Below are 19,532 nucleotides of genomic sequence, written 5' to 3'. Positions count from 1 at the left end.
CGGCCCGCCAGCTCGGCGCGCACCAACTGGGCGATGTGGCCGCGCAGTTCGCGGAAGGCGGCGAGCCAGGCCGCGTCGGCCCCCGGCAGCGGTGTGCCCGGCGGGACCAGGCCCGCGCCGACGAGCCAGTCGCGCAGCCGCCGGACGTCGTCGAGGCGCTCCACGGGGTGGGTGGTGGCGACCAGGTCGAGGCAGGGCCGGCCGGCGTCGAAGCGGAGTTCGTGGAACGCGGAGTGATACGCAGCAGGGGACTCGGTCTTGGCAGCCTTGGCGGCCTTGGCAGCCTTGGCGGACGTCGTCGCACCCAACACCATGCGCCTTTCACCGCCCTTGGGGAGTGCCGGTGAGTGCCGTACCCCTACAGTGCCCGCCCGCGGGCGCCATCGGAACCCCTGCCACCGGGGGTGGTGCGCAGACGCCCGCGTATGCCGCCGCGCTTCTGAGCCATGGCCCGCGTCGTCGTCGGCCGGTTGACTGAATGCCATGAGTCGAAATGTGGCGACAGTACGCAAAAGCCGCAGCGCCGGGCTTGACGGGTTCTTCCTGGGCGCCGCCGCCCTTGCCATGGGCCTGATCGCCGGGACCTTCTACATCTTCGCGTGCGGCGTGATGCCGGGCCTCGCGCGCAGTTCCGACCGCGCGTACATCGAGGTCATGCAGAACATCAACGCGGCGTTCGAGAACGTGGTGTTCTTCGCGAGCTTCATGGGCGCGCTGCTGCTCACGGCGGTCGCGGCCTGGCTCCTTCGGCGCACCCCGGTGCGCTGGTGGGTGCTCGCCGCGCTGCTCGCGTACTTCGCCGTGTTCGTCATCACCGTCGCGGTGAACGTGCCCCTGAACGACAAGCTGATGGACGCGGGCGACCCCGCGAAGATCGCCGACCCGGGCGAGGTGCGGGCGGACTTCGAGGACGTGTGGGTGGCGTGGAACGTGGTGCGGGCGGTGCTGAGCACGCTCGCCCTGGGGTTGCTCGTGCGGGCGCTCGTGCTGTTCGGCCGCGTGCGCCGGGACGGCGCGGGGGCGGCTCAGTCCGCGTACTTGGACCCGACCGCCGGGTCGAGCGCGAGCCGGTAGCCGCGCTTGACGACGGTCTGGATGAGCTTCGGCGCCCCCAGTGCCGCACGCAGCCGGGCCATCGCCGTCTCGACGGCGTGCTCGTCGCGGCCCGCGCCCGGCAGCGCGCGCAGCAGTTCGGCGCGCGCGACGACCCAGCCGGGCCGCCGGATCAGGGCCCGCAGAAGCGCCATCCCGGCGGGCGGCACGGCCCGCAGTTCGCCGTCGACGACCACCGCGTGCCCGCGTACCTCAAGGCGGTGCCCGGCGATCGGCAGCGTCCGGGCCCGCGCGGGCAGCTCCTGGCACAGCAGCTGGACGAGGGGGCCGAGCCGGAAGCGCTCGGGCTGCACGGTGTCCAGGCCGCGGGACTGCAGCGGCAGCGCGGTGACCGGGCCGACGCAGGCGGACAGCACGTCGTGGCTCAGCGCGGCGGTGACCTCGGCCGTCATGCCCCGCTCCTCGGCGCGGGCGAACAGTGAGGCGGCGGCGGGCGCGGAGGTGAAGGTCAGGGCGTCGACGCCGCGGGACACCACGGCGTCGAGGAGCCGGTCGACCGGGGTGAGGTCGGTCGGCGGCAGCCACCGGTAGACCGGGACGAGGACGACGTCCGCGCCGCCCGCCCGCAGCGACTCGACGAACCCGGGCAGCGGTTCACCGTGCAGTTGCAGGGCGACGCGCCGCCCGTCGACCCCTTCCGCGAGCAGCCGGTCGAGCACCTCGGCCATCGACTCCGACGACGGCGACCAGTGCTCGGTGAGCCCGGCGGCGCGCACGGCGCCCTTCACCTTCGGCCCGCGGGCGAGCAGTTCGACCCCGCGCAGCCGCCCGAGCAGCGCCTCGCCGTACCCCCACCCGTCGGCGGCCTCGATCCAGCCGCGGAACCCGATGGCGGTGGTGGCGATCACCACGTCCGGGGCGAGGTCGATCAACTCCTTGGTGGCGGCGAGGAGTTCGCTGTCGTCCGCGAGCGGCACGATGCGCAGCGCGGGGGCGTGCAGGACGGTGGCGCCGCGCCGCTGGAGCAGCGCGCCGAGCTCGTCGGCGCGGCGGGCGGCGGTGACGCCGACGGTGAACCCGCTGAGGGGTCCGTGCTCCTGGCTGACGTTCATGACCACCGAGCCTCCCAACGGCCGGTGACGGTCGCGGATCACCACGATGTCCTCCGTGTTACGTCCCCTCGCGGCGCACGTGACCTGCGCCTCGTCACACCTGGGCGTACGTGGGCCGCGGCTCGTCGGCGGTGGCGGGCGTGGCCTGGGTGCGGGCGGCGGCCGGGCGGCGAAGGTATACGGCCCAGGTGACGGCGAAGCACGCGGCGTAGCAGAGCAGGAAGGCGACGAAGGCGCCGGTGCCGGAGCCCGCCGTCTGGAAGGACTGCCGGAAGGCGAGGTTGATCCCGAGCCCGCCGAGCGCGCCGACCGCCCCGATGAGCCCCATCGAGGCCCCCGAGAGCCGCCGCCCATAGGCCGCGGCCGCTTCCCCGGTGAGCCCCTTTCGCACCGCCTTGGCCTGGAAGATCCCCGGGATCATCTTGTACGTGGACCCGTTGCCGAGCCCGCTCAGCACGAAGAGCACCACGAACGCGCCGGTGAACAACGCGAGCGACTCCCTCATCGAGGCGACCACGACCACGCCCGTCGCCGCGGCCATCCCGACGAAGTTCCACAGCGTGATGCGGGCCCCGCCGTACTGGTCGGCGAGCCGCCCGCCCACGGGCCGGATCAGCGACCCGAGCAGCGGCCCGAGGAAGGTGATCTGCGCGGCTTCGAGCGGCGTACGCCCGAACTGTGTCTGCAGGACGAGCCCGAAGGCGAAGCTGTACCCGATGAACGACCCGAACGTCCCCACGTACAAGAAGGCCATGATCCACGTGTGCGGATCCCGTACGGCCTCCTTGGCCGCGCCGGTGTCGTTCTTCACGGAAGCGATGTTGTCCATGAACAAGGCGGCGCAGACGGCGGAGACGACGATCAGCGGAATGTAGATGCCCAGCAGCACGCGCGGACCGCCGCTGGCACCGATGACGGCGAGCGCCACCAGCTGCACGACGGGTACGCCGATGTTTCCGCCGCCCGCGTTGAGCCCGAGCGCCCACCCCTTCTTCCGCAGCGGGAAGAACGAGTTGATGTTGGTCATGGACGAGGCGAAGTTGCCACCGCCGACGCCCGTGAGCAGCGCACACACCATGAAGGCGGTGTAGGACGTCCCCGGCTCCATGACGACGAACGCCGCGATGGCGGGAAGCAGGAGCAGTGTCGCAGCGACGATCGTCCAGTTCCGCCCGCCGAAGCGGGCGACGGCGAAGGTGTACGGGACGCGGACGACCGCGCCGACCAGCGTCGCCATCGACACCAGGAAGAACTTCCCGGCGGCGTCGATCCCGTACTCCGGCCCCATGAACAGCACCATGACCGACCACAGGGTCCAGACGGAGAACCCGATGTGCTCGGACAGGACCGAGAAGAGGAGATTCCGCCGAGCGACCCGCTCCCCCTCCCGCTCCCAGAACTCCTGGTCCTCGGGATCCCACCGCACGATCCACGACTTCCGCTGCTGCGTCCCTACGTCCTCGGTCCTCATCCCACGCCTCCCCGGCAAGCGGCTGATGATCCCGAAGGTAGGGATGGCGCGTTTCAGCCCTGTGCCGGTGGGTGACCGTCGGGGAACTTCGGGCTCACGGTGGGGTGGGGCGGGTGGTGAGGCTCAGATGCCCCCGGCCCACTTGAGGGTGTCGGACCCGCCCTTGTCCCAGTCCATGACGACGGAGTCGCCGGAGCGGGACAGATCGGCGCCGACGTACTTCTCGTTCGTGCCGCTGCCGCACTTGAGCGCGAGCCGGAACTCGCCGCCGGCGCGGTCCTGCCCTAGGCCGGTGCACATGCCGGTACCGCCGGGGTCGAGGTACGAGACGATGTGCTTGCCCGCGGCCTGGCCGGTGGTCTGCTTGTCAGCGATGGTGAGCGTCTTCAGGCTGCTCCCGTCCTGCCACTGCCCCTTGAATCCGGTGGCCGGGGCGGGGCCGTCGCTGCTGTCGCCGCCGATGCCCCCGCTGGAGGGGGCCTCGGTGCCGGGGTCTTCGGTGCCGGGGTCGGCGGAGGGTATGGAAGGCGACTCTTCCCCGACGTCCCCGCCGTCCCCGGACGGCTCACCGCCCGGCGTCACCTCGGCCGACGCGCTCTTGTCGGCCTGCGGCTTCTTCTCGTCGTCCTTGTCCTTGTCGTCCCCGCTGACCAGGAAGAACACCCCGCCCCCGACGACGAGGACGGCGGCCACGGCCACACCGATGAGGACGGCACGCTTCTTCGGGTCGGTGCCGGGCGGCGGGGGCGGCGGGTAGGCACCGAACTGGGGCTGGCCGTACGGGGCCTGCCCGTAGGGAGCCTGCGGCTGGCCGTACGGCGGCTGCTGCTGCGGGTGGCCGTACCCGGGCCCCGGCGGGGCGGCAGGCGGCTGACCGGGGTACGGCGGCGGCTGATTCGGCTCGTACGGCCCGTTCGGCTGGTACTGCGGGGCACCGAATCCGTCCTGCGGGGGCTGGGCTGGAGGCTGCGTCATAGCTGTGAGCGTAATGGCCGAATCGCCGACCATCGCCAGACTGCTGCACGATCAGCGATTAGCCTCGCGCCGCAACTGGCCCACTCATTGCGTCCGACGATTTCCGGATGCCCTGGCTGCTCAATGCGCCACGTGTGCTTGACAAGCCTGTTGGCCGGCGGGACGCGCCGAAGAGCGCCGATTTCCCACGCCTCCCGAATGCCACGCCGCCTCCCAGCTACTCGCTCGTACGACGAACGGCACAGCCGTAGCCTTCCGCCCATCCGACGGTGAGGCAGCCTGTGTTGGTTAGGTGAGGGCACGGCGGATTCACTCAGGTACGGCCGGGAACCGCCCCATCAGCGGTTGATGGCCTGGATCTCCTGGACGACGACATCCTGGTCGGCGCCGAACTCGCCGTCGGGCAGGTTCTGTTCGCCCTCGGAGCCCGTGCCGGTCCAATGGATCTTCCAGGTGACGGTGGCCTTCAGGGGGTACGAGCCGTCGCCCGACGAGCGCAAGTACTTCACGCCGCACGGCGGGGTCTTCTTGGACTTGCCCTTGGCATAGGGCTCGCCGATGCGGCCGTCGTCGCCAAGGGGGCACACCCCGGAGGTGGGGTAGGTGCGGGCGTCCTCGGTGCCCGGGTCGATCTTCAGGGAGACGGGCTCGGCGGTGGTCGTGGCCTGGATGCCGAGCACGGGCACGGAGGCCGTCACGGACACCGGCTTGAACTCCGCCGCGTCCAGCCACGTCCAGGTCGGCAGGTTGACCTTGGTCTCGCCCTCCGGGGCCATGGCCACCTTCGTCCCCGGCACGCGAATCTCGGCGTACGCGAGGTGGGCGAGCATTTCCGGGGTGATCGCCTCGGGCACGTCGGCCGGGGGCGGGTCGCCCTTGTCCACCCAGAAGGTTTCCTTGTCGCACTTGTCCCAGCCGGGCGGATAGGACTTGTTGGGGTACGAGGACCACCAGTACCCCTTGTCCGCCTTGTCGAGGTTGAAGTTCTTGTACGGGTGCCCCTCGACGTACCGTTTGCGCTGCGCCAGGTCCCACTCGTGCCCGGTCGAGCCGACGGCCCAGACGGCCTCGCGCTCCTTCTTGAACTGGGCGGCGGTGTACCGCGGGGCGTACCAGCAGGGCGGCGGCGACCAGTTGCCGGCAGCCGTCACGGCTCCCGTCTCCGCGCCGGTGCCGTTCTTGGACCGGTCGTAGACGACGGCGCCGGCTTCGGCGGACAGTGTGCCGTCGCCGGACGCGTTGCCCTTGGCGGGCGGGTCACCGAAGCTGCCGCCGCCCGGGTCCTTGTTCGCGGACGCGGACGTCGCGGGCATCAGGCACAGGGTTGTCACGGAGGCGGCGATCAGGAGCGCGCGCGGAATGTGCCTCGTGTGCGTCACGCGGCTCATGGCCGGCACACCGAAGCGCCGCGGGTGGACGACATCTTGATCAGCTCCCAGACGCCGTCCTTGTTCTTCCGGACCTGAGCGCCGTAGACGACGTAGCTGTCCTTCGTCACCTTCGTCTCCTTGACCTTCTTGGTCTTGATGTCCTTGGTGAATGCCTTGCTCTCGTCCGCGCAGTACGTGAGGGACGCGGTGGTCTCCGAGCCGACCTTGACCTTCCGGTCGTAGTAGCGCGTCGTACCGGTGATCGTGAGCCCCTTGTCCTTGAAGGACTTCACCCACTGGTGGGCGGACGCCGCGGCCTCGCCCTCGGTGTAGAACGCGAGCGCCGGCAGCTCCGGGTCGCCCGCGGCGATCGCCGCGTCCAGGGCCCGGACGAACTCGGCGTTGTCGCCGAGGATCTCGTCCTGGACCGGGTCTCCGGCCTTCTCCGGCGTGAACGTGTTGGTCACGTCGCCCGGCAGCTCGATCTTCGGGCGCTCGGCGCCCTGCTCCTGGTCCTCGGGGGCGCTGGGGGAAGGGGACTTCTCCTCGCTGCCCTGGCCCGCCCCCTCGATCTTCTCGTCGCTCTTGGACCCGCCGTCGTCACCACCGCAGGCGGACAGCGAGAACACCGTGACAGCGGTCATCGCGGCTGCGGCGAGCAGGGTGGGGCGGCGGCGCGTCACGTTCGGCTCCCGGTGGGGCGAGGCGTCTTCGGAGCGCACCAAACTAGCCACCGTGGCCTGTCGAAGCCATAGTCATTTATGTCAACTGCCGCTACAGGAGCGGTCAAATGACGACACTATGGACGCCACAAGGCGGTAACGGCGACGCGGCGCCACCACACCGCGCCTCACCGGTAATGACTCACGCAGACCCTGGCCCTGACCGACGGCATCCCGCGCGGATTCTGTCGGCGATCTACCGCAAGGGCGCCCCGAATATCACTTCGGGAATAGCTGCTCGTACATAAGAACGGGAATATTGGGCGCAAATGTGTCTGTTGCGACCATGAGCTCTTCCGGGCGGAGGCGCCACCAACTGATGGGGCGGCTCGCGAGAAGAAGCTCGTACTCGACGTGAGGAGCAGTGCGCTCGGCCTGTAGCGGTGTCATCTTGCTGTTCGGCCCCGGAAGGCGGGGAGCGCCGGGGCGGCGGTGGACGCCGATGTAGTTGAGCCCCTGGCCGGTTGTGCGCAGCCGCCACACGACTAGGGCTGTGATGTCTTCCCATGGCACAAAGGCAGTGTGCTTCTCGTACTGAGCGATACCGCCGCCAAGCAGCACACCGACGCTGTCCACTCGAAAAGCCATCAGCCGCTTCCAGCCTACGCCAACAAGCAGTTGAAGAGGAGTGCGTATGAAGTACTCTTCGTATACTGCCGACCTCTTATCAGTCATGAGACCTCGCTTCGACCCGAGGGGGAAGTGTTGCGCCGCTGGAGAGTTTGCTGCGGCTTCTCGCTATTCAATGAGGCCGCACCACCTATGGCTGCATTTGGTTGCGGTTGACTGTATACGAACACTGGAACGTTGGGGGCAAACGTGTCCACGGCTGCCAGTAGTCGTTCCGGTTCAAGACGCCAGAGATTGATGGGCCGACTGGCGAGCAGAAGCTCGTATTTCACGTGTGGAGCGACTCGTTCAGCCGACTGCTGCGTCATCTTGCTGTTCGGTCCCGGAAGATGATGAGCCCCGGGGCGACGATGGAGGCCGATATGGCTGATCCCTCGGCCTGCTGTTCGCTGATGCCACACAACCACGGACGTGATATCCACCCATGGCGCGAAGGCTTTTCGCTTCTCATACTTAGCCGGAGCGCCGCCAAGCAATACACCTTCATTATCCACTCGAAGCGCCACCAGCTTCTCTCTCCATCCAACGCCGGACGGTAGTTGGATAGGGGTGCGGAGGAAGTTTGCCTCGTACACGCGCGGATCACTATCGATCACGGGGGGGACCTATCATTACGTTAGTGGGCAGATAGATAACGACGGTCGCCTACTTATGCTGCCCCTTCTTCTTGTTATCTTCTTCCTCCTGGATACGCTGAAGGATCTTCGCACGCTGTCCACGCGCAGCGTCTAGGGCGTCGTGAAGCTTCCTGCGCTTGCGCTTCCACTCCTCGCGGAAGTGATCAGCAGCCGGCCCCTTCCAAGCCTCGCGCCCAGATGCTGCGTCAACAGCATCCAGCGTCCGGTCAATCTCATCAGCGAAGCGCTTGAGGTTGACCAGGTCTCTTCTGCACTCTTCGACGCGCTCACTCATCTTTCGGCCTCCCTATCCCGAGCTCGATCCCCCTACAGGGCCGGCATGGTGATCAGGCGAACGATCTCTGAGTTGAGGGTGCGCTCACCCACCTTCCGCGCCCGGATGCCGGTGGGTGCCTGAGGCTTGTCCACACTCACGGTCCACACGGCGTCCTCGGTTGCGTACGCGGTAACCAGCGGCCCAGGCTGGTCCGCGAGCACGATCAACTGGCACACCACCAAGGCGTTGTTGATCGCCTCGGCCAAAGGGCCGTCGACCTGGTCGCTCGTCAGGGCCGTCGGATCGAGTTGTTGTTCCTTGCCGTCTCGGTCTGCTACGCCGAACGGATCCACTAGTGCCTGCATCAACTGCGCTGCGTCACCAGCCGAGTTGGCGAGCGTGAAGATGTGCATACCTCCACCGGTCACCTGTTCTATGAGCATGAGCTCCGGCGAGTGAACATAGACGAACCCATGGACACTCCCCCTCGACGTCTGCTGCTCAACAGCGAGGGCCTTGACTGCCGTACGCCGCAGAACCAGTGCCAGGTCAACGTCGGGGGTGACCCTCATCTCAAGATCGGCCATTCCCCCATTCTCGAATTTCCCCTCGGAGCGCATCAGTGCGTCAAGCTCAGGGATGTTGGCAATATCTATCGCACCCCGGGAAACGAGTGATCGAATAGCCGTCGCGAGCACCAACTCGCGCTGCTCGGAGTTCAATGTGGCCAAGTGCGGTGTGGGTGCCACGACCTCTTCCAGTGCATCTGGGTCCAATACCGCCAACTCCTCATCCGTAAGCTGAATGAGGGGCTGAGTTCCCCCTTCGGCCAGGGCCTCGCTAAGGAATTCACGGAACCTTTCTAGCTCGATATCAAGTTCAGGATGTACCATGATCCCCTCCTTGGATTTCAGCACGTCGACTGCTTGCCGACCACTGGTGCAACTCTCATGAACTCTTGGTATGGATCTCGATATTGAAATCACCAGAACCCAAACTTCTTTGTGCGGCTGGGCAGTAGATTGGTTATGGCGCGTTTAGCGTCGCCCACGACTTCCTTGCCCTTGTCTATAGCGTTACCTGTCGCCTTAGCTGTCGCACGCCAAGCCCCCTTGATATGTCTCTTAATACCTTCCCTGTTGTCGTAGGCCCAGGTTCCGAGAAAGTACGCCCCCGCTACGCCGAGGGCTGTCCAACCAACTACGGGTATGGCTGTAGCCACGCCTGTGCTAACACTCAGATAGGTTGCAGCGGAACCGCCCCACATAACGGTTGCAGCTCCCCCCAACTCTATGACCCCCATGCCACGGTCAAATCCCCCCAAGACGCCTTTGTGGTCCGGGAGGAAGAGCTCTCTCCCACCGTGGACAACCGCAAGGGGGAGGCTGACTTTATCCAAGAAACTGAGCCCTGGAGCCTGGTTGAGTAATTTTGTACCCAGCGGGATCTTCAGCTTTGTAGTAATAAACGTGCGTAGCGTCTGCTGCCACTTCCACGGCTCTTGATACAGGCGCTCAATACCGTTGAGCTTAAGAAGCTCTCGCATGTAGGCAATATTCTTGAGCTTGAGTCGATCACCGGTGATGCCGAAGTATCTATTCAGCTCAAGGACGGCCTGCGCCCCCTTGACGTTCTGCCCTTGCTGCCACCGCTTAAAGAGTTGCAGGGAGGCTTCGGCGCCTGACAATACCTTGGTGATTCGGAGGGGGGTTGTTAGATTCTTGCCCATCTCCTTGTATTTTTCGGCGTTGTCTTTGAAATCTTCGATAAGATCACCGACTTCACCTTTTGCGTCTTTCGCATCCTGCCAGGTCTTGAGGACACCGGTAAGACCGATGAACATCAGCTCGGCCTTGGGGTCCGAGTCCAGGATGCCGAGGCGTCGCCGGATGTCCTTCGCTTGATCTTGGGACCACGAGGAGTGGGCCGGAAACTTGCCGAGATTCCCTTGATCGCCGTCCCACTTGGCGAGGATTCCGGATACGAGAGGCCCTTGGATAGCGAGGGCTCTGCCCGCAACATCCAGCGACGCAGCTAACTGCCGCGCCTTCTCCTTCTTCATCCCTCGAAAGGTAGTCATGTGGATCCCCGTTGCTGGCGAGTGACTGATGGTGTGTTTGGGCGATGGTTCGGCGGTCTTCGGGATCCGACTCTGCCTCGCTGGCATCGACCGTGGGCCGCAGAGGTGGGTGCGCCAGGCGACGTGGGACTGGCTGCCGCGATGAGGTGAATCACGGTTGGCTCCCGGTGGGGCGAGGGCTAAGTCTAGGGACCTGACGCTATCCGCGGGACTCTTGGTTCGCCAGAGTGAAGTGACCTACAAGACAGAACAGTTGATCCAAGAGGTCTATGAGCAGGCGCTATTATCCCTAGAGTTACCTCGGCACGATGGCTGCATTCCTCCTTGTGCAGCGAGTTGGAGTTGTGGAGCAATGACTCCCGGCTTCACAGTCGTGATCGTGCTGGCTGGTAGGTCGCCAGCGCGGCACCGCGCAGTTCTCCGGACGATGAGGGGCCGGGCACGTCCACTACGAGTGCTACGTCGCGGTCCGCATCAGCCTGCTTGGTGACGGGACGAGCCATTGTTCTTCCCGCATGCCCTCCGCATCCATCGAGTTGTCATCGGGCAGGTCGGGTTCACCGTCGTGGAGTGGCAGGCGAACGTCCATACTGTCGCTGATCCGCCTTCCATCGCACCGCTCCCGCAACCGGGCAATGGCAAGGCAGAGTTGATCGTGCGTCACTTTTCGGTCGTTGAGCAAGTAGCTGGCACTGTCGAGGAGTTCACCGGCCATGCCGAGCTGTACTGATTCGATGGTGTCGGCGACACGAGGCACGTACCCGGTCCGTCGCAGACGAGGTAGCAGGGATTGCTTTCCAAGGTGGTCCACAGTGGGAGCCATGCCGTCCGTGCTGTGTCCATTGCGCGGTGACCTCCAATCCCCTGCGCCGACTGTGCTTGCGGCTGCTCTCGCGCGATTTCCCGCCGTACAAAACCGTCTACCGCAACTGGCGTCGGTGGCGGATCGAGGCCGCTGGGAGGAGATCCTCGCAGCACTACGGGCTCGGGGACGTACTGGTCAGGGGCGGGAACCAATCCCGAATGCCGACGTCGTGGACAGCCAGGGCGTCAAGGCCACCGAGCGCGGGGGCCGGCACGGAGTACGGCGGCGGCTAAACGGTCCTGGGCATCAAGCGCCACCTCCAGGTCGACGCCCTCGGCCTGGTCCTGGCGGTATGGGTCAGCCTGGCGAATGTCAGTGACCACAACGGAGCCTCGGTTCTGCTGCTGCATGCGCCGGTTCCCCCGGCTAAGGCATCTGCGGGCTGACCAAGGCTATCGCGGTCGCGACTTCCTGGCCGGGATCGAGCCGGAGACCGGGATCACCATCCAGATCGTGGAGCGCAAGGACGGCGGCTTCCGTAGCGTCTGCCTGGTTCCGCCCGCACTCTCAACGATCCCCTAGAACAGCGAATGCAAGAGCAAGACGACGATCCAACCAATCCTTCCTGCACATCGCCCTCATCGACGAGACAACACAGCAGGTTCTGCTTGTCGGGGGCTTCATACAGGCAGGGGCCCATGGCGGATGGCGGTACGGGAGGGGCCACGGAGGCGACATAGGTGCAGGGAGCGAACATCAGCGAGTCGCCCGCCCCTGGGGGACGCGGATGGCCCTGGTGCCGCGCACGGTCACACGTCGCTTCTTCGTGACCAGGCGCTCCGTCATTCCGATGGTGAATCTATTCACCCCAGCCCACTCGACGGCGGGTACAGGGTCTCCTCCCGTGCACCGCCCCTCCCGAACATCGTGCCCCTTCCTCAAGACGGCCGGCCCGACTCGCATAGCCGGGGTGGCCGTCCGCTTAGGAATTCACTGCATCACCGGTTGATGGACTGAATCTCCTTGACTACGACGTTCTGGTCGTCGCCGAATTCGCCGTCGGGCAGCCGATCACCGGCCTCGGTCGTGCTCGTCCAGGTGATCTTCCACGTGACGGTCGCGTTGAGCTTGTACGACCCGTCGCCCGACGACCGCAGGTATTTCACTCCGCACGGCGGGTTCTTCTTGGACTTGCCCCTGGCCCACGGCTCACCGATCCGGCCGTCCACGATGGGGCATTCGCCTGAGGCTGGGTAGGTCGTGGCGTCCTTCGTGCCGGGGTTGATCTTCAGTGAGACCGGCTCGGCTGTTGTCGTGGCCGAAAGGTTCGTGTCGGGCAGGCTCGCCGTCACCGAGACCTTCCTGAACTTGGCCTTGTCGAGCCAGATCCAGGTCGGCAGATTGACCTTCGTCTCATCCTCGGGAGCCATGGTGATATCGGTTTCGGGGAGGGGAAGTTCGTCGTAGGCGTACTCGGCGAGGACCTTGGGGGTGACCGCAAGGGGTTCCTTGGGCGTTTCGTTGTCAGGCACCCAGAACGGCAGCTTGTCGCAAGCGCTGGCTTCCGGGTCGTCCTTCCGATTGGGATTGACGGCTCCGGCCCAGAACATTCCCTCGCCCTGCTTGTCGAGGTTGTAGTCCTTGTAGGGGTCGCCATCCTTGTAGTAGGCGTCGAAGACGTCCCCTACGAAGTCGCCGAGGCCCAGGAACTTGAATTTCCGCCATTTCTTGACGGTGGCTTCGATCTCCTTGGGAGAGAAAGCAGGCTCGTACCAGCAGGCAGGCGGCGTCCAGTCGCCATCGACCGAGGACAGATTGCCGGTCTTGCCCGTTCTGGAATCACCATTGACCGTCGTCTGAACCTGGGTACGCACGTTGATGGTGCGTCCCTCACGGCCTGCATCGACGTCCTTACTGGTCCCGCCGGTGTTCTCCCGGTCCGCCCATGCGGCCGGAGCCGCTTGAACAGTTATGAGAATCGCGGCGCACAGCGTCAACATCGTGGGCTTGACGGCCCGATTCACGGCTGGCATACCTCACTCCCCCGCTTCGACATGCTCCTGGTCGTCTGCCAGACGCCCTGGTCGTTCTTCCTCAGACGGTCGTTGTAGGCAACGTAGGAATTTTTGGTCGCCTTGGTGACATTGACCTTCTGCGTCTTGACGTTCTTGGTGTACCCCTTTGTCTCGTCAGCACAGTAGGTGAGGCCGGCTGAGCCATCCTTACTGAAACTGACCTTGCGGTCGTAGTAGCGAACGGTGCCGGTCACGGTCGTGCCGTCCTTCACAAACCCGCTGATCCAATCGACCGATCCCAGGTACGCCGAGTCCTTGCTGTAGAACGCCACCGTCTTGGACTTGGGGTTACGCTTACCGATGGCCTCGTCGATCGCCCGCAAGTAGTTGGCGTTGTCCCGCAGCACAGCGTCCGACTTGGCGTCGCCCAGCGTGTCGGGGCTGAAGACCAGCTTGTCGCCGTCAGGCAGCTCGACCTCCGGCCGGTCGATCCCGTCATCGGAAGCCTTCGCCGACGGCGAAGCCTTCTCGCTCGCCGTCGACCCAGCCCCCTCAATCTTCTCGTCACCCTTGGAGTTGCCGTCTCCGCCACCGCAGGCGGAGAGCGACAGGGCCGCGGCGGTAGTCAGCGCGGCCACCGCGAGCAAGGCAGGTCGGCGGTTCACAGTCAGCTCCCGGTGGGACGTTGGGTCAGTGGGTTCACTTGAGTGAACCCACGCTATCCACGGGCAAAGCGTGATGCGAGAGTGAGGTATCCCCAGCACGGGGATAGATATGGGCATATCGACGCCCTGTACGGGACGTTGTTGCCTAACATTGACCATCCTCCCCGCGCTTCACGGGGATTCCTATCAGCTCGCGTGAGCGGGCCCTGGGGCTTCACGCATCCGCCCCCGGCCAGTGGCCGGGACTCGCGTCTGCGGGACGCTGCGCGTGCTGTTGGTAACCGTGCCACCGGTCCGGCGGGCACGGGCCTCGATCTCGATCGAGGCGTTGTGGTCGGCGTCGTCTTCGTGTCCGCAATGGACACACCGGAACAGGCGTCCGCAGCCGAGCCGGGATTCCGGATCGGCATTCCCGCAGGCAGGATTGCCACAGGTGTTGGAGGTGCGGAACGGCGGGACCGCGATCAGCACGGACCCGTACAGCCTGGTCTTGTACTCCAGCTGACGGCGCCGCTCGCCAGGTGTGTTGTCCAGGATTCCTCGATTGAGCCCAGCCTTGGCCCGGACGTTCTTCCCCGGCGTCTCGACCGTGCCCTTCGCGGACTTCGTCATGCTCTTCACGCGCAGGTCCTCAATAGCGACCATGCCTTGGTTTCGGGCCAGGCCGGTAGTGAGCTTGTGCGTGTGATCCCTGCGCCGGTTGGCCTGCCGGGTCTTCAGCCTGGCGATCTGACCGATCGTCTTGCGCAGACGGGTCCCCCGTACTTTCCCTGATTGTGCTTCTTCGTGTACGTGATCTGGCGGGCCTTGCGCTGCTCCAGATGTTTGAGCCGGGCCTTCTCGTTCTTGCTCAGGGACGGCGGCATGAGCCGCGGTGCCGTCTCGGTCGAGACGTACGCGGACGCGGCGACGCCGAAGTCCACACCACACGCGGGCAGTCCGTTCGGAGCAGCGAGCCTGGCTCCGGTGTGGATACCGAAGGAGACGTGCCAGTCGTTGCCGTCCCGCGAGACGGTGGCGTTGCGGATCGTCCCGCCCAAAGCACGGGAGAGCCTGAAGCGCAGCCATCCGAGCTTGGGGAGCTTCACTTCGGCCCAATGCCGGTTCAGCTTGCGTACCTCGACCCGCTGGCCCTTGAACGGGATGGACATCCGGTACCCGCGCTTCTTGAACGCCGGGAAACTCGCGGGGTGGTCCGGGTTCCAGAAGTTGGTGTAGGCCCGGTCGAGGTGGGTGAGGACCATCTGACCGCACTCGGACGGCAGATCAGCGAGCCAGTCGATCTCGCCCCGGCCGATGGCCAGGTGCTTGCACTGCTCCGCCGAGCGCAGGGTGTAGCCGCGCTGCTCGTACAGGTAGATCCGCTGGGCGAGGGCCACATTCCACAGAGCTCGCACGGTGTGTCCCCACCCGGTCAGGACCTGGTCCTGCGCCTCGGTGGGGTACGCACGGTACTTGCGCCCCATGTCCGCCTTCATGCCTCCATTTTACCGTTGGTCTATGACCCAGGTTCGTACAGGTAGACACTGCACATTCGCGATGCACGTCCACTTGGCTTTTGTGACGAAGTACCGGCACAAGGTGTTCGTCGACCGGCACCTGAACCGAATGGAGGAAATCATGCGTGAGGTGTGCGCCGACTTCGAAACCGAACTGGTGGAGTTCAACGGCGAGAACGGCCACGTCCACCTGCTCATGAACTTCCCGCCCAAGGTGGCCGTCTCCAAGCTGGTCAACTCCCTCAAGGGCGTGTCCTCCCGCAGGATGCGCCAAGAGTTCCCCGACCTCGCCCAGCGCTACTACCGGGCCAACAAGCTCTGGTCCGGCTCCTACTTCGCCGGCTCAGCCGGTGGGGCCCCACTCAGCATCCTCCGCCAGTACATCGAGCAGCAGAACCGTCCGCAGTAGCGTGCGGGTGAGAGCAATCCTGAGAAGCGATTCTCCGTGCCCTGTGACGGAGCCTGCTCGCTAGATCATTGGTCGCACAACGCCCCGTGATGATTACCTCCTTGTGCCAGTCCGCGGCACGCGGCCCGCCCCGTCCGGCCACCACCGCGGCCGCCGTCCCGCCGCCAGATCCTCGACCCACCCCGCCGCGAGGACCGTCAGCGCGATGAGCGGCCAGATCAGCAGGGCCATCCACACCATGTACGTCGCGTCGAGCGCGGCCGTCATCCGCTCGTCCATGAACGGGAGGTCGTACGCCCGGTCGATGAGCGGGACCGTGGCCAGGAGGAGGAGGTTGTGCCAGAGGTAGATCGTGACGGCCCTGTTGTTGGTCAGGGTCACCAGCCTGTCGTACTTCGCCAGGCGGCCGGGGAGCTCCCGCCACGACGGGGAGTACGCGAGCAGGATCACCACGAAGCCCAGCGACCACGTCGCCTGGGCCAGGGGGATGTCGTTCAGGTCCCAGCCCTCCGGGCCGAGGTGGCCGGACGCCCACCACAGGCCGAAGGCCATGAGCAGGGTGGCCAGTGAGACCGCCAGATAGCGGGGGACGCGCGCGAGCACGCCCTCCTGGTGCGCGAAGCCCAGGACCCAGCAGCCGCCGTACACCGCGAAATCCGTCACCGCGTTGCCCGTTTCGCCGGGGATCCGGATGATCCCCGCGGTGATGAGGGCGGTCAGCGCGAGCGGCGCGAGCAGCGTCGCCCGGGGTGCGCGGCGGAACGCCCACAGCAGCAGCGGGGACGCGAGCACGAACCACAGGTACGCGCGGAGGTACCACAGCGGGCCCACCGCCTGCGCGGGCCAGGCGCCCTCCAGGAGGCCCGCCTCGCCCCCCAGGTGCCCGGGGAACGGCGGGGCGCCGAGCGGGACGATGTAGGTGGTCAGGCTCAGCAGGCCCCAAGAGCCGCCGTGGTCGGGGTCCTCCCCCGGGTTCCAGCCGCCGGCGAACAGCAGGAACAGGGCCGTCGCGCTGAACGCCCACAGGGGTGGCAGGAGGCGGCGTACGCGGCCTCTGATCACCGACCAGGACGGGCGGCGGTCCAGTGACCGGGCCATCAGCGCGCCCGCGAGCGCGAACATCACGCCCATGGACGGGAAGAGGACCGTCAGCCAGGCCCAGCCGAAGAGGTGGTAGACCACGACCCGGATCAGGGCGAGGGAGCGCAGCAGGTCCAGATAGCGGTCACGGCCACGGTCATGGCCGACGGGCTTCGCGGACTGCGGGGACCGCGGGGGCTTCGCGGACTGCGGGGACTCCGCGGCCCGGTCGGCGACCGGAGACGGAGGCGTCGGATACGTCATGCCACAGGGCTCCGTTCCACCCCGGCGCCCACCGGCTCCCGCGGGCCCGGCACGACCGGCGGTACCCCGACCGGCGGCGCCCCCACCGCCCCGGTCCGCCGCAGCTTCTGCCACCGCAGCCGCCCTCCGGTGAGCGCGGTGATCCAGGACTGCAGCAGCACCACGTACATCAACTGCCGGTAGAGGACCTGCTGGAGGGGCAGCGAGACGAGGTGGGTCATCGGTTCGCGGTCGAGCCGGAAGGCGTACGCCGCGCACACCGCCTGGACGGCGAGCACGCCCAGCCAGGCCGCGACGGTCTGCCGGGTGGGGCCGAAGACGAGGCCGTAGAGGAGGAAGACGTCGATGAGGGGGGCGAGCAGCGGGGCCAGGACCATGAACAGGGAGACCAGGGGCAGGCCCACGCGGCCGAAGCGGCCCGACGGGCCGCGCTCGAACACCGCGCGCCGGTGCTTCCAGATCGCCTGCATCGTGCCGTACGACCAGCGGTAGCGCTGGGACCACAGTTGCCGCACCGTCTCCGGGGCCTCGGTCCACGCGCGCGCCCGCTCGGCGTACACGACCCGCCAGCCGGCGCGGTGCAGCGCCATCGTGATGTCGGTGTCCTCGGCGAGGGTGTCGTCGCTCATGCCGCCGACGCGCTGAAGGGCGGAGCGGCGGAAGGCGCCCACGGCGCCGGGGATGGTCGGCATGCAGCGCAGCACGTCGTACATCCGGCGGTCGAGGTTGAAGCCCATCACGTACTCGATGTGCTGCCAGGCGCCGATGAGGGAATCCCGGTTGCCCACCTTCGCGTTGCCCGCGACGGCGCCCACGCGCGCGTCGGCGAACGGCTGCACCAGCTTGCGCACGGTGGACGCCTCGAAGACCGTGTCGCCGTCCATCATCACGACGAGGTCGTGACGGGCGTTCGCCAGGCCCCTGTTGAGGGCGGCGGGCTTGCCCGCGTTGTGCTGGCGTACGACGCGTACGTCCGGCAGGCCGAGGTCCTCGACGATGCGGGCGGTGCCGTCCGTGGAGCCGTCGTCGACGACGATCACCTCGATGGGATGGTCACTCGCCATCAGGGAACGGACGGTGCTCTCGATGCACTTCGCCTCGTTGTAGGCGGGCACGAGGACCGAGACCGGTTCCGTCACCTCCGTAGTGCCGCCCCAGCGGAAGCCCGGCCCGCGGACCCTGCGGGCGTGGGCCGCCGAGAGCAGCAGCATGAGGCCGAAGCGGGCCAGCACCAGGACGCCGATCACCGCCAGGCCCACCACGAGGACGTCCGTGACGCACTCCGAGGCGCCGACCAGGAAGACCCAGGCGTTGCCCTTCCACAGCTCGACGCCCTGCACGCGCGCGTGCGCGCCTGGTGCGCCCAGGGCCGCGGTGAGGCTAGTGAACTCGTACCCCTGCTCCTTCAGTTGAGGAAGAAGACGGTCGAGTGCCGCGACCGTCTGGGAGCGGTCGCCGCCCGAGTCGTGCATCAGGACGATGGCGCCCTCGCCGTTCGCGGGCGTGGCCCGGCGGACGATCTCGTCGGCGCCCGGCCGCTTCCAGTCCCCGCTGTCGATGTCGTTCAGGACCGTGAGGTAGCCGTGGCTGCCGGTGTACCGCGCGACCGACCACGACCTGTTGTCCATGGCGTCGGCGAACGACGAGTACGGCGGCCGGAACAGGGAGGTGCGGATGCCCGCGGCGCCCGCGAGTGCGAGCTGGCTCTGCGACAGCTCCCGGTCGATGCGGTCCTTCGACTGGTACGACAGGTCCGGGTGGTTGAAGGTGTGCACGCCGACCTCGTGGCCCTCCTCGACCATGCGGCGGACCAGGCCGGGGTGGCGCGATGCCATGCTGCCGGTGACGAAGAAGACGCCGTGCGCGTCGTGTTCGGCGAGGGTGTCGAGGACCTTCGGGGTCCACTTCGGGTCGGGCCCGTCGTCGAAGGTGAGCACCAGACGGTGGTCGGGGACGGTCAGGGACGCCGGGCGTCCACCGCGCGTGTCGATGACCGGGCCGCCCCTGATGATCTCCTTCGGCACCTGATCGGTGGCCGCGGGCGGGCGCACGCGGTGGTCGGCGAGGATCTCGTTGTGTACGTAACCGCGGAGCATCAGCATCGCGAGCAGGGCCACGAGGAGGAGTGAGGGCAGCAGATAGCGCATGGGGAGACGGCGGCGCACGGCAGCACGCTTCGAGCGCCGGCCGTGGGCGTGGCCGGTCCGGGCGTGGTCGGTCCGGGCGTGGTCGGTCCGGGCGCGGTCGGCTCCCTCTCGGCCTGACGGGTGTGACGGGTGTGACGGGCGTGGCAGGGATGACCCGCGCCTGCTGGAACGGAAGTTCATACGCGTCCCACCTCCGGCGCCCGGTGGTCGGCGGTGGCCCTGGTGTCGACAGCCGTGGCGGGGCCCGTGTCGGTGACGGTGTCGGCGTCCGTGCCCGGTGCCGTGCCGCCGCCCGTGTCCGCCCCGGTGCCCCCGCCCGCCTCGCCGCCGCCCGCCTCGCC

The 19,532-nt window shown here is 66.9% G+C and carries 19 protein-coding genes; 2 read left to right on the top strand and 17 right to left on the bottom strand.

The genetic code is table 11. The features are described from left to right. Nucleotides 1–308: ABATE domain-containing protein (locus STRAU_RS39950; protein ID WP_259299824.1), on the bottom strand; the 308-nt coding region annotated here is incomplete at its 3' end. A 175-nt stretch (nt 309–483) separates the two neighbouring features. On the opposite strand from STRAU_RS39950, the gene STRAU_RS04875 reads away from it, so the two are divergent. After that, nucleotides 484–1,074 carry an anthrone oxygenase family protein gene (locus STRAU_RS04875; RefSeq protein WP_037657586.1) on the top strand — a complete coding sequence of 197 codons (591 nt, stop codon included), beginning with the start codon at nt 484–486 and terminating at the stop codon, nt 1,072–1,074. Here STRAU_RS04875 and STRAU_RS04870 read toward each other — a convergent pair. From STRAU_RS04870 to STRAU_RS43435, 14 genes are all read right to left on the bottom strand, one after another. Beyond that, complete coding sequence (locus STRAU_RS04870) at nt 1,026–2,165, bottom strand: uroporphyrinogen-III synthase (protein ID WP_037657596.1); 1,140 nt, start codon at nt 2,163–2,165, stop codon at nt 1,026–1,028. The two genes, STRAU_RS04875 and STRAU_RS04870, sit on opposite strands and share 49 nt — an antisense overlap. A 94-nt stretch (nt 2,166–2,259) precedes the next feature. Then, on the bottom strand, nt 2,260–3,636 hold the full coding sequence (locus STRAU_RS04865; protein WP_016639124.1) for a nitrate/nitrite transporter: 1,377 nt from the start codon (nt 3,634–3,636) through the stop codon (nt 2,260–2,262). A 123-nt stretch (nt 3,637–3,759) separates the two neighbouring features. After that, entirely contained in the window at nt 3,760–4,611 is an 852-nt protein-coding gene (locus tag STRAU_RS44405; RefSeq protein WP_016639123.1) for a hypothetical protein, read from the bottom strand. 338 nt (nt 4,612–4,949) lie between these two features. After that, nucleotides 4,950–5,999: a hypothetical protein gene (locus tag STRAU_RS04855; protein WP_052028961.1), complete on the bottom strand. Its 1,050-nt coding sequence runs from the start codon at nt 5,997–5,999 to the stop codon at nt 4,950–4,952. After that, nucleotides 5,996–6,703, bottom strand: a complete 708-nt coding sequence (locus STRAU_RS04850; RefSeq protein ID WP_259299826.1) for a hypothetical protein — start codon at nt 6,701–6,703, stop codon at nt 5,996–5,998. Before STRAU_RS04850 ends, STRAU_RS04855 begins: the two co-directional genes overlap by 4 nt. Nucleotides 6,704–6,922: 219 nt before the next feature. Further along, complete coding sequence (locus tag STRAU_RS04845; protein ID WP_078620972.1) at nt 6,923–7,378, bottom strand: hypothetical protein; 456 nt, start codon at nt 7,376–7,378, stop codon at nt 6,923–6,925. Nucleotides 7,379–7,978: 600 nt separating this feature from the next. Then, nucleotides 7,979–8,245, bottom strand: coding sequence for a hypothetical protein (locus STRAU_RS42255; protein ID WP_158692015.1), 267 nt, complete (start codon nt 8,243–8,245; stop codon nt 7,979–7,981). Between the two features lie 32 nt (nt 8,246–8,277). Further along, nucleotides 8,278–9,144 carry a hypothetical protein gene (locus tag STRAU_RS04840; protein ID WP_259299823.1) on the bottom strand — a complete coding sequence of 289 codons (867 nt, stop codon included), beginning with the start codon at nt 9,142–9,144 and terminating at the stop codon, nt 8,278–8,280. Between the two features lie 65 nt (nt 9,145–9,209). After that, a complete protein-coding gene (locus tag STRAU_RS39940) occupies nt 9,210–10,289 on the bottom strand; it encodes a hypothetical protein (RefSeq protein ID WP_203227348.1) in 1,080 nt (359 codons plus the stop codon). 475 nt (nt 10,290–10,764) lie between these two features. Further along, nucleotides 10,765–11,064: a hypothetical protein gene (locus tag STRAU_RS39935; RefSeq protein ID WP_203227347.1), complete on the bottom strand. Its 300-nt coding sequence runs from the start codon at nt 11,062–11,064 to the stop codon at nt 10,765–10,767. A gap of 1,046 nt (nt 11,065–12,110) precedes the next feature. After that, nucleotides 12,111–13,145, bottom strand: a complete 1,035-nt coding sequence (locus STRAU_RS04825; RefSeq protein ID WP_259299822.1) for a hypothetical protein — start codon at nt 13,143–13,145, stop codon at nt 12,111–12,113. Continuing rightward, nucleotides 13,133–13,792: a hypothetical protein gene (locus STRAU_RS04820; protein WP_037657582.1), complete on the bottom strand. Its 660-nt coding sequence runs from the start codon at nt 13,790–13,792 to the stop codon at nt 13,133–13,135. The genes STRAU_RS04825 and STRAU_RS04820 overlap by 13 nt, the downstream gene beginning before the upstream one ends. 186 nt (nt 13,793–13,978) lie before the next feature. Next, nucleotides 13,979–14,521: an RNA-guided endonuclease InsQ/TnpB family protein gene (locus STRAU_RS43440; RefSeq protein ID WP_259299825.1), complete on the bottom strand. Its 543-nt coding sequence runs from the start codon at nt 14,519–14,521 to the stop codon at nt 13,979–13,981. Then, nucleotides 14,509–15,270: an RNA-guided endonuclease InsQ/TnpB family protein gene (locus STRAU_RS43435; RefSeq protein WP_016639114.1), complete on the bottom strand. Its 762-nt coding sequence runs from the start codon at nt 15,268–15,270 to the stop codon at nt 14,509–14,511. Before STRAU_RS43435 ends, STRAU_RS43440 begins: the two co-directional genes overlap by 13 nt. A gap of 22 nt (nt 15,271–15,292) precedes the next feature. On the opposite strand from STRAU_RS43435, the gene tnpA reads away from it, so the two are divergent. Next, on the top strand, nt 15,293–15,700 hold the full coding sequence (gene tnpA / locus STRAU_RS04810; RefSeq protein WP_037657580.1) for an IS200/IS605 family transposase: 408 nt from the start codon (nt 15,293–15,295) through the stop codon (nt 15,698–15,700). Nucleotides 15,701–15,793: 93 nt separating this feature from the next. Here tnpA and STRAU_RS04805 read toward each other — a convergent pair whose 3' ends face one another. Beyond that, entirely contained in the window at nt 15,794–17,044 is a 1,251-nt protein-coding gene (locus STRAU_RS04805; RefSeq protein WP_016639112.1) for an acyltransferase family protein, read from the bottom strand. Further along, entirely contained in the window at nt 17,041–19,191 is a 2,151-nt protein-coding gene (locus STRAU_RS04800; protein WP_016639111.1) for a bifunctional polysaccharide deacetylase/glycosyltransferase family 2 protein, read from the bottom strand. Before STRAU_RS04800 ends, STRAU_RS04805 begins: the two co-directional genes overlap by 4 nt. Nucleotides 19,192–19,532: the final 341 nt, after the last annotated feature.

It is taken from the genome of Streptomyces aurantiacus JA 4570, assembly GCF_000414115.1.
GTDB classification, from domain to species: Bacteria; Actinomycetota; Actinomycetes; order Streptomycetales; family Streptomycetaceae; genus Streptomyces; species Streptomyces aurantiacus_A.
Note: the sequence above shows the minus strand (reverse complement) of the source record. Positions and strands in the feature narration are given on the sequence as shown.

Excerpts from the sequence above, each read along its gene's own strand:
- STRAU_RS04875 (WP_037657586.1), top strand. The coding sequence starts at position 484 with ATGAGTCGAAATGTGGCGACAGTACGCAAAAGCCGCAGCGCCGGGCTT.
- STRAU_RS04870 (WP_037657596.1), bottom strand. The coding sequence starts at position 2,165 with ATGAACGTCAGCCAGGAGCACGGACCCCTCAGCGGGTTCACCGTCGGC.
- STRAU_RS04865 (WP_016639124.1), bottom strand. The coding sequence starts at position 3,636 with ATGAGGACCGAGGACGTAGGGACGCAGCAGCGGAAGTCGTGGATCGTG.
- STRAU_RS44405 (WP_016639123.1), bottom strand. The coding sequence starts at position 4,611 with ATGACGCAGCCTCCAGCCCAGCCCCCGCAGGACGGATTCGGTGCCCCG.
- STRAU_RS04855 (WP_052028961.1), bottom strand. The coding sequence starts at position 5,999 with ATGAGCCGCGTGACGCACACGAGGCACATTCCGCGCGCGCTCCTGATC.
- STRAU_RS04845 (WP_078620972.1), bottom strand. The coding sequence starts at position 7,378 with ATGACTGATAAGAGGTCGGCAGTATACGAAGAGTACTTCATACGCACT.
- STRAU_RS42255 (WP_158692015.1), bottom strand. The coding sequence starts at position 8,245 with ATGAGTGAGCGCGTCGAAGAGTGCAGAAGAGACCTGGTCAACCTCAAG.
- STRAU_RS39940 (WP_203227348.1), bottom strand. The coding sequence starts at position 10,289 with ATGAAGAAGGAGAAGGCGCGGCAGTTAGCTGCGTCGCTGGATGTTGCG.
- STRAU_RS04825 (WP_259299822.1), bottom strand. The coding sequence starts at position 13,145 with ATGCCAGCCGTGAATCGGGCCGTCAAGCCCACGATGTTGACGCTGTGC.
- STRAU_RS43435 (WP_016639114.1), bottom strand. The coding sequence starts at position 15,270 with ATGAAGGCGGACATGGGGCGCAAGTACCGTGCGTACCCCACCGAGGCG.
- tnpA (WP_037657580.1), top strand. The coding sequence starts at position 15,293 with ATGACCCAGGTTCGTACAGGTAGACACTGCACATTCGCGATGCACGTC.
- STRAU_RS04805 (WP_016639112.1), bottom strand. The coding sequence starts at position 17,044 with ATGACGTATCCGACGCCTCCGTCTCCGGTCGCCGACCGGGCCGCGGAG.
- STRAU_RS04800 (WP_016639111.1), bottom strand. The coding sequence starts at position 19,191 with ATGCGCTATCTGCTGCCCTCACTCCTCCTCGTGGCCCTGCTCGCGATG.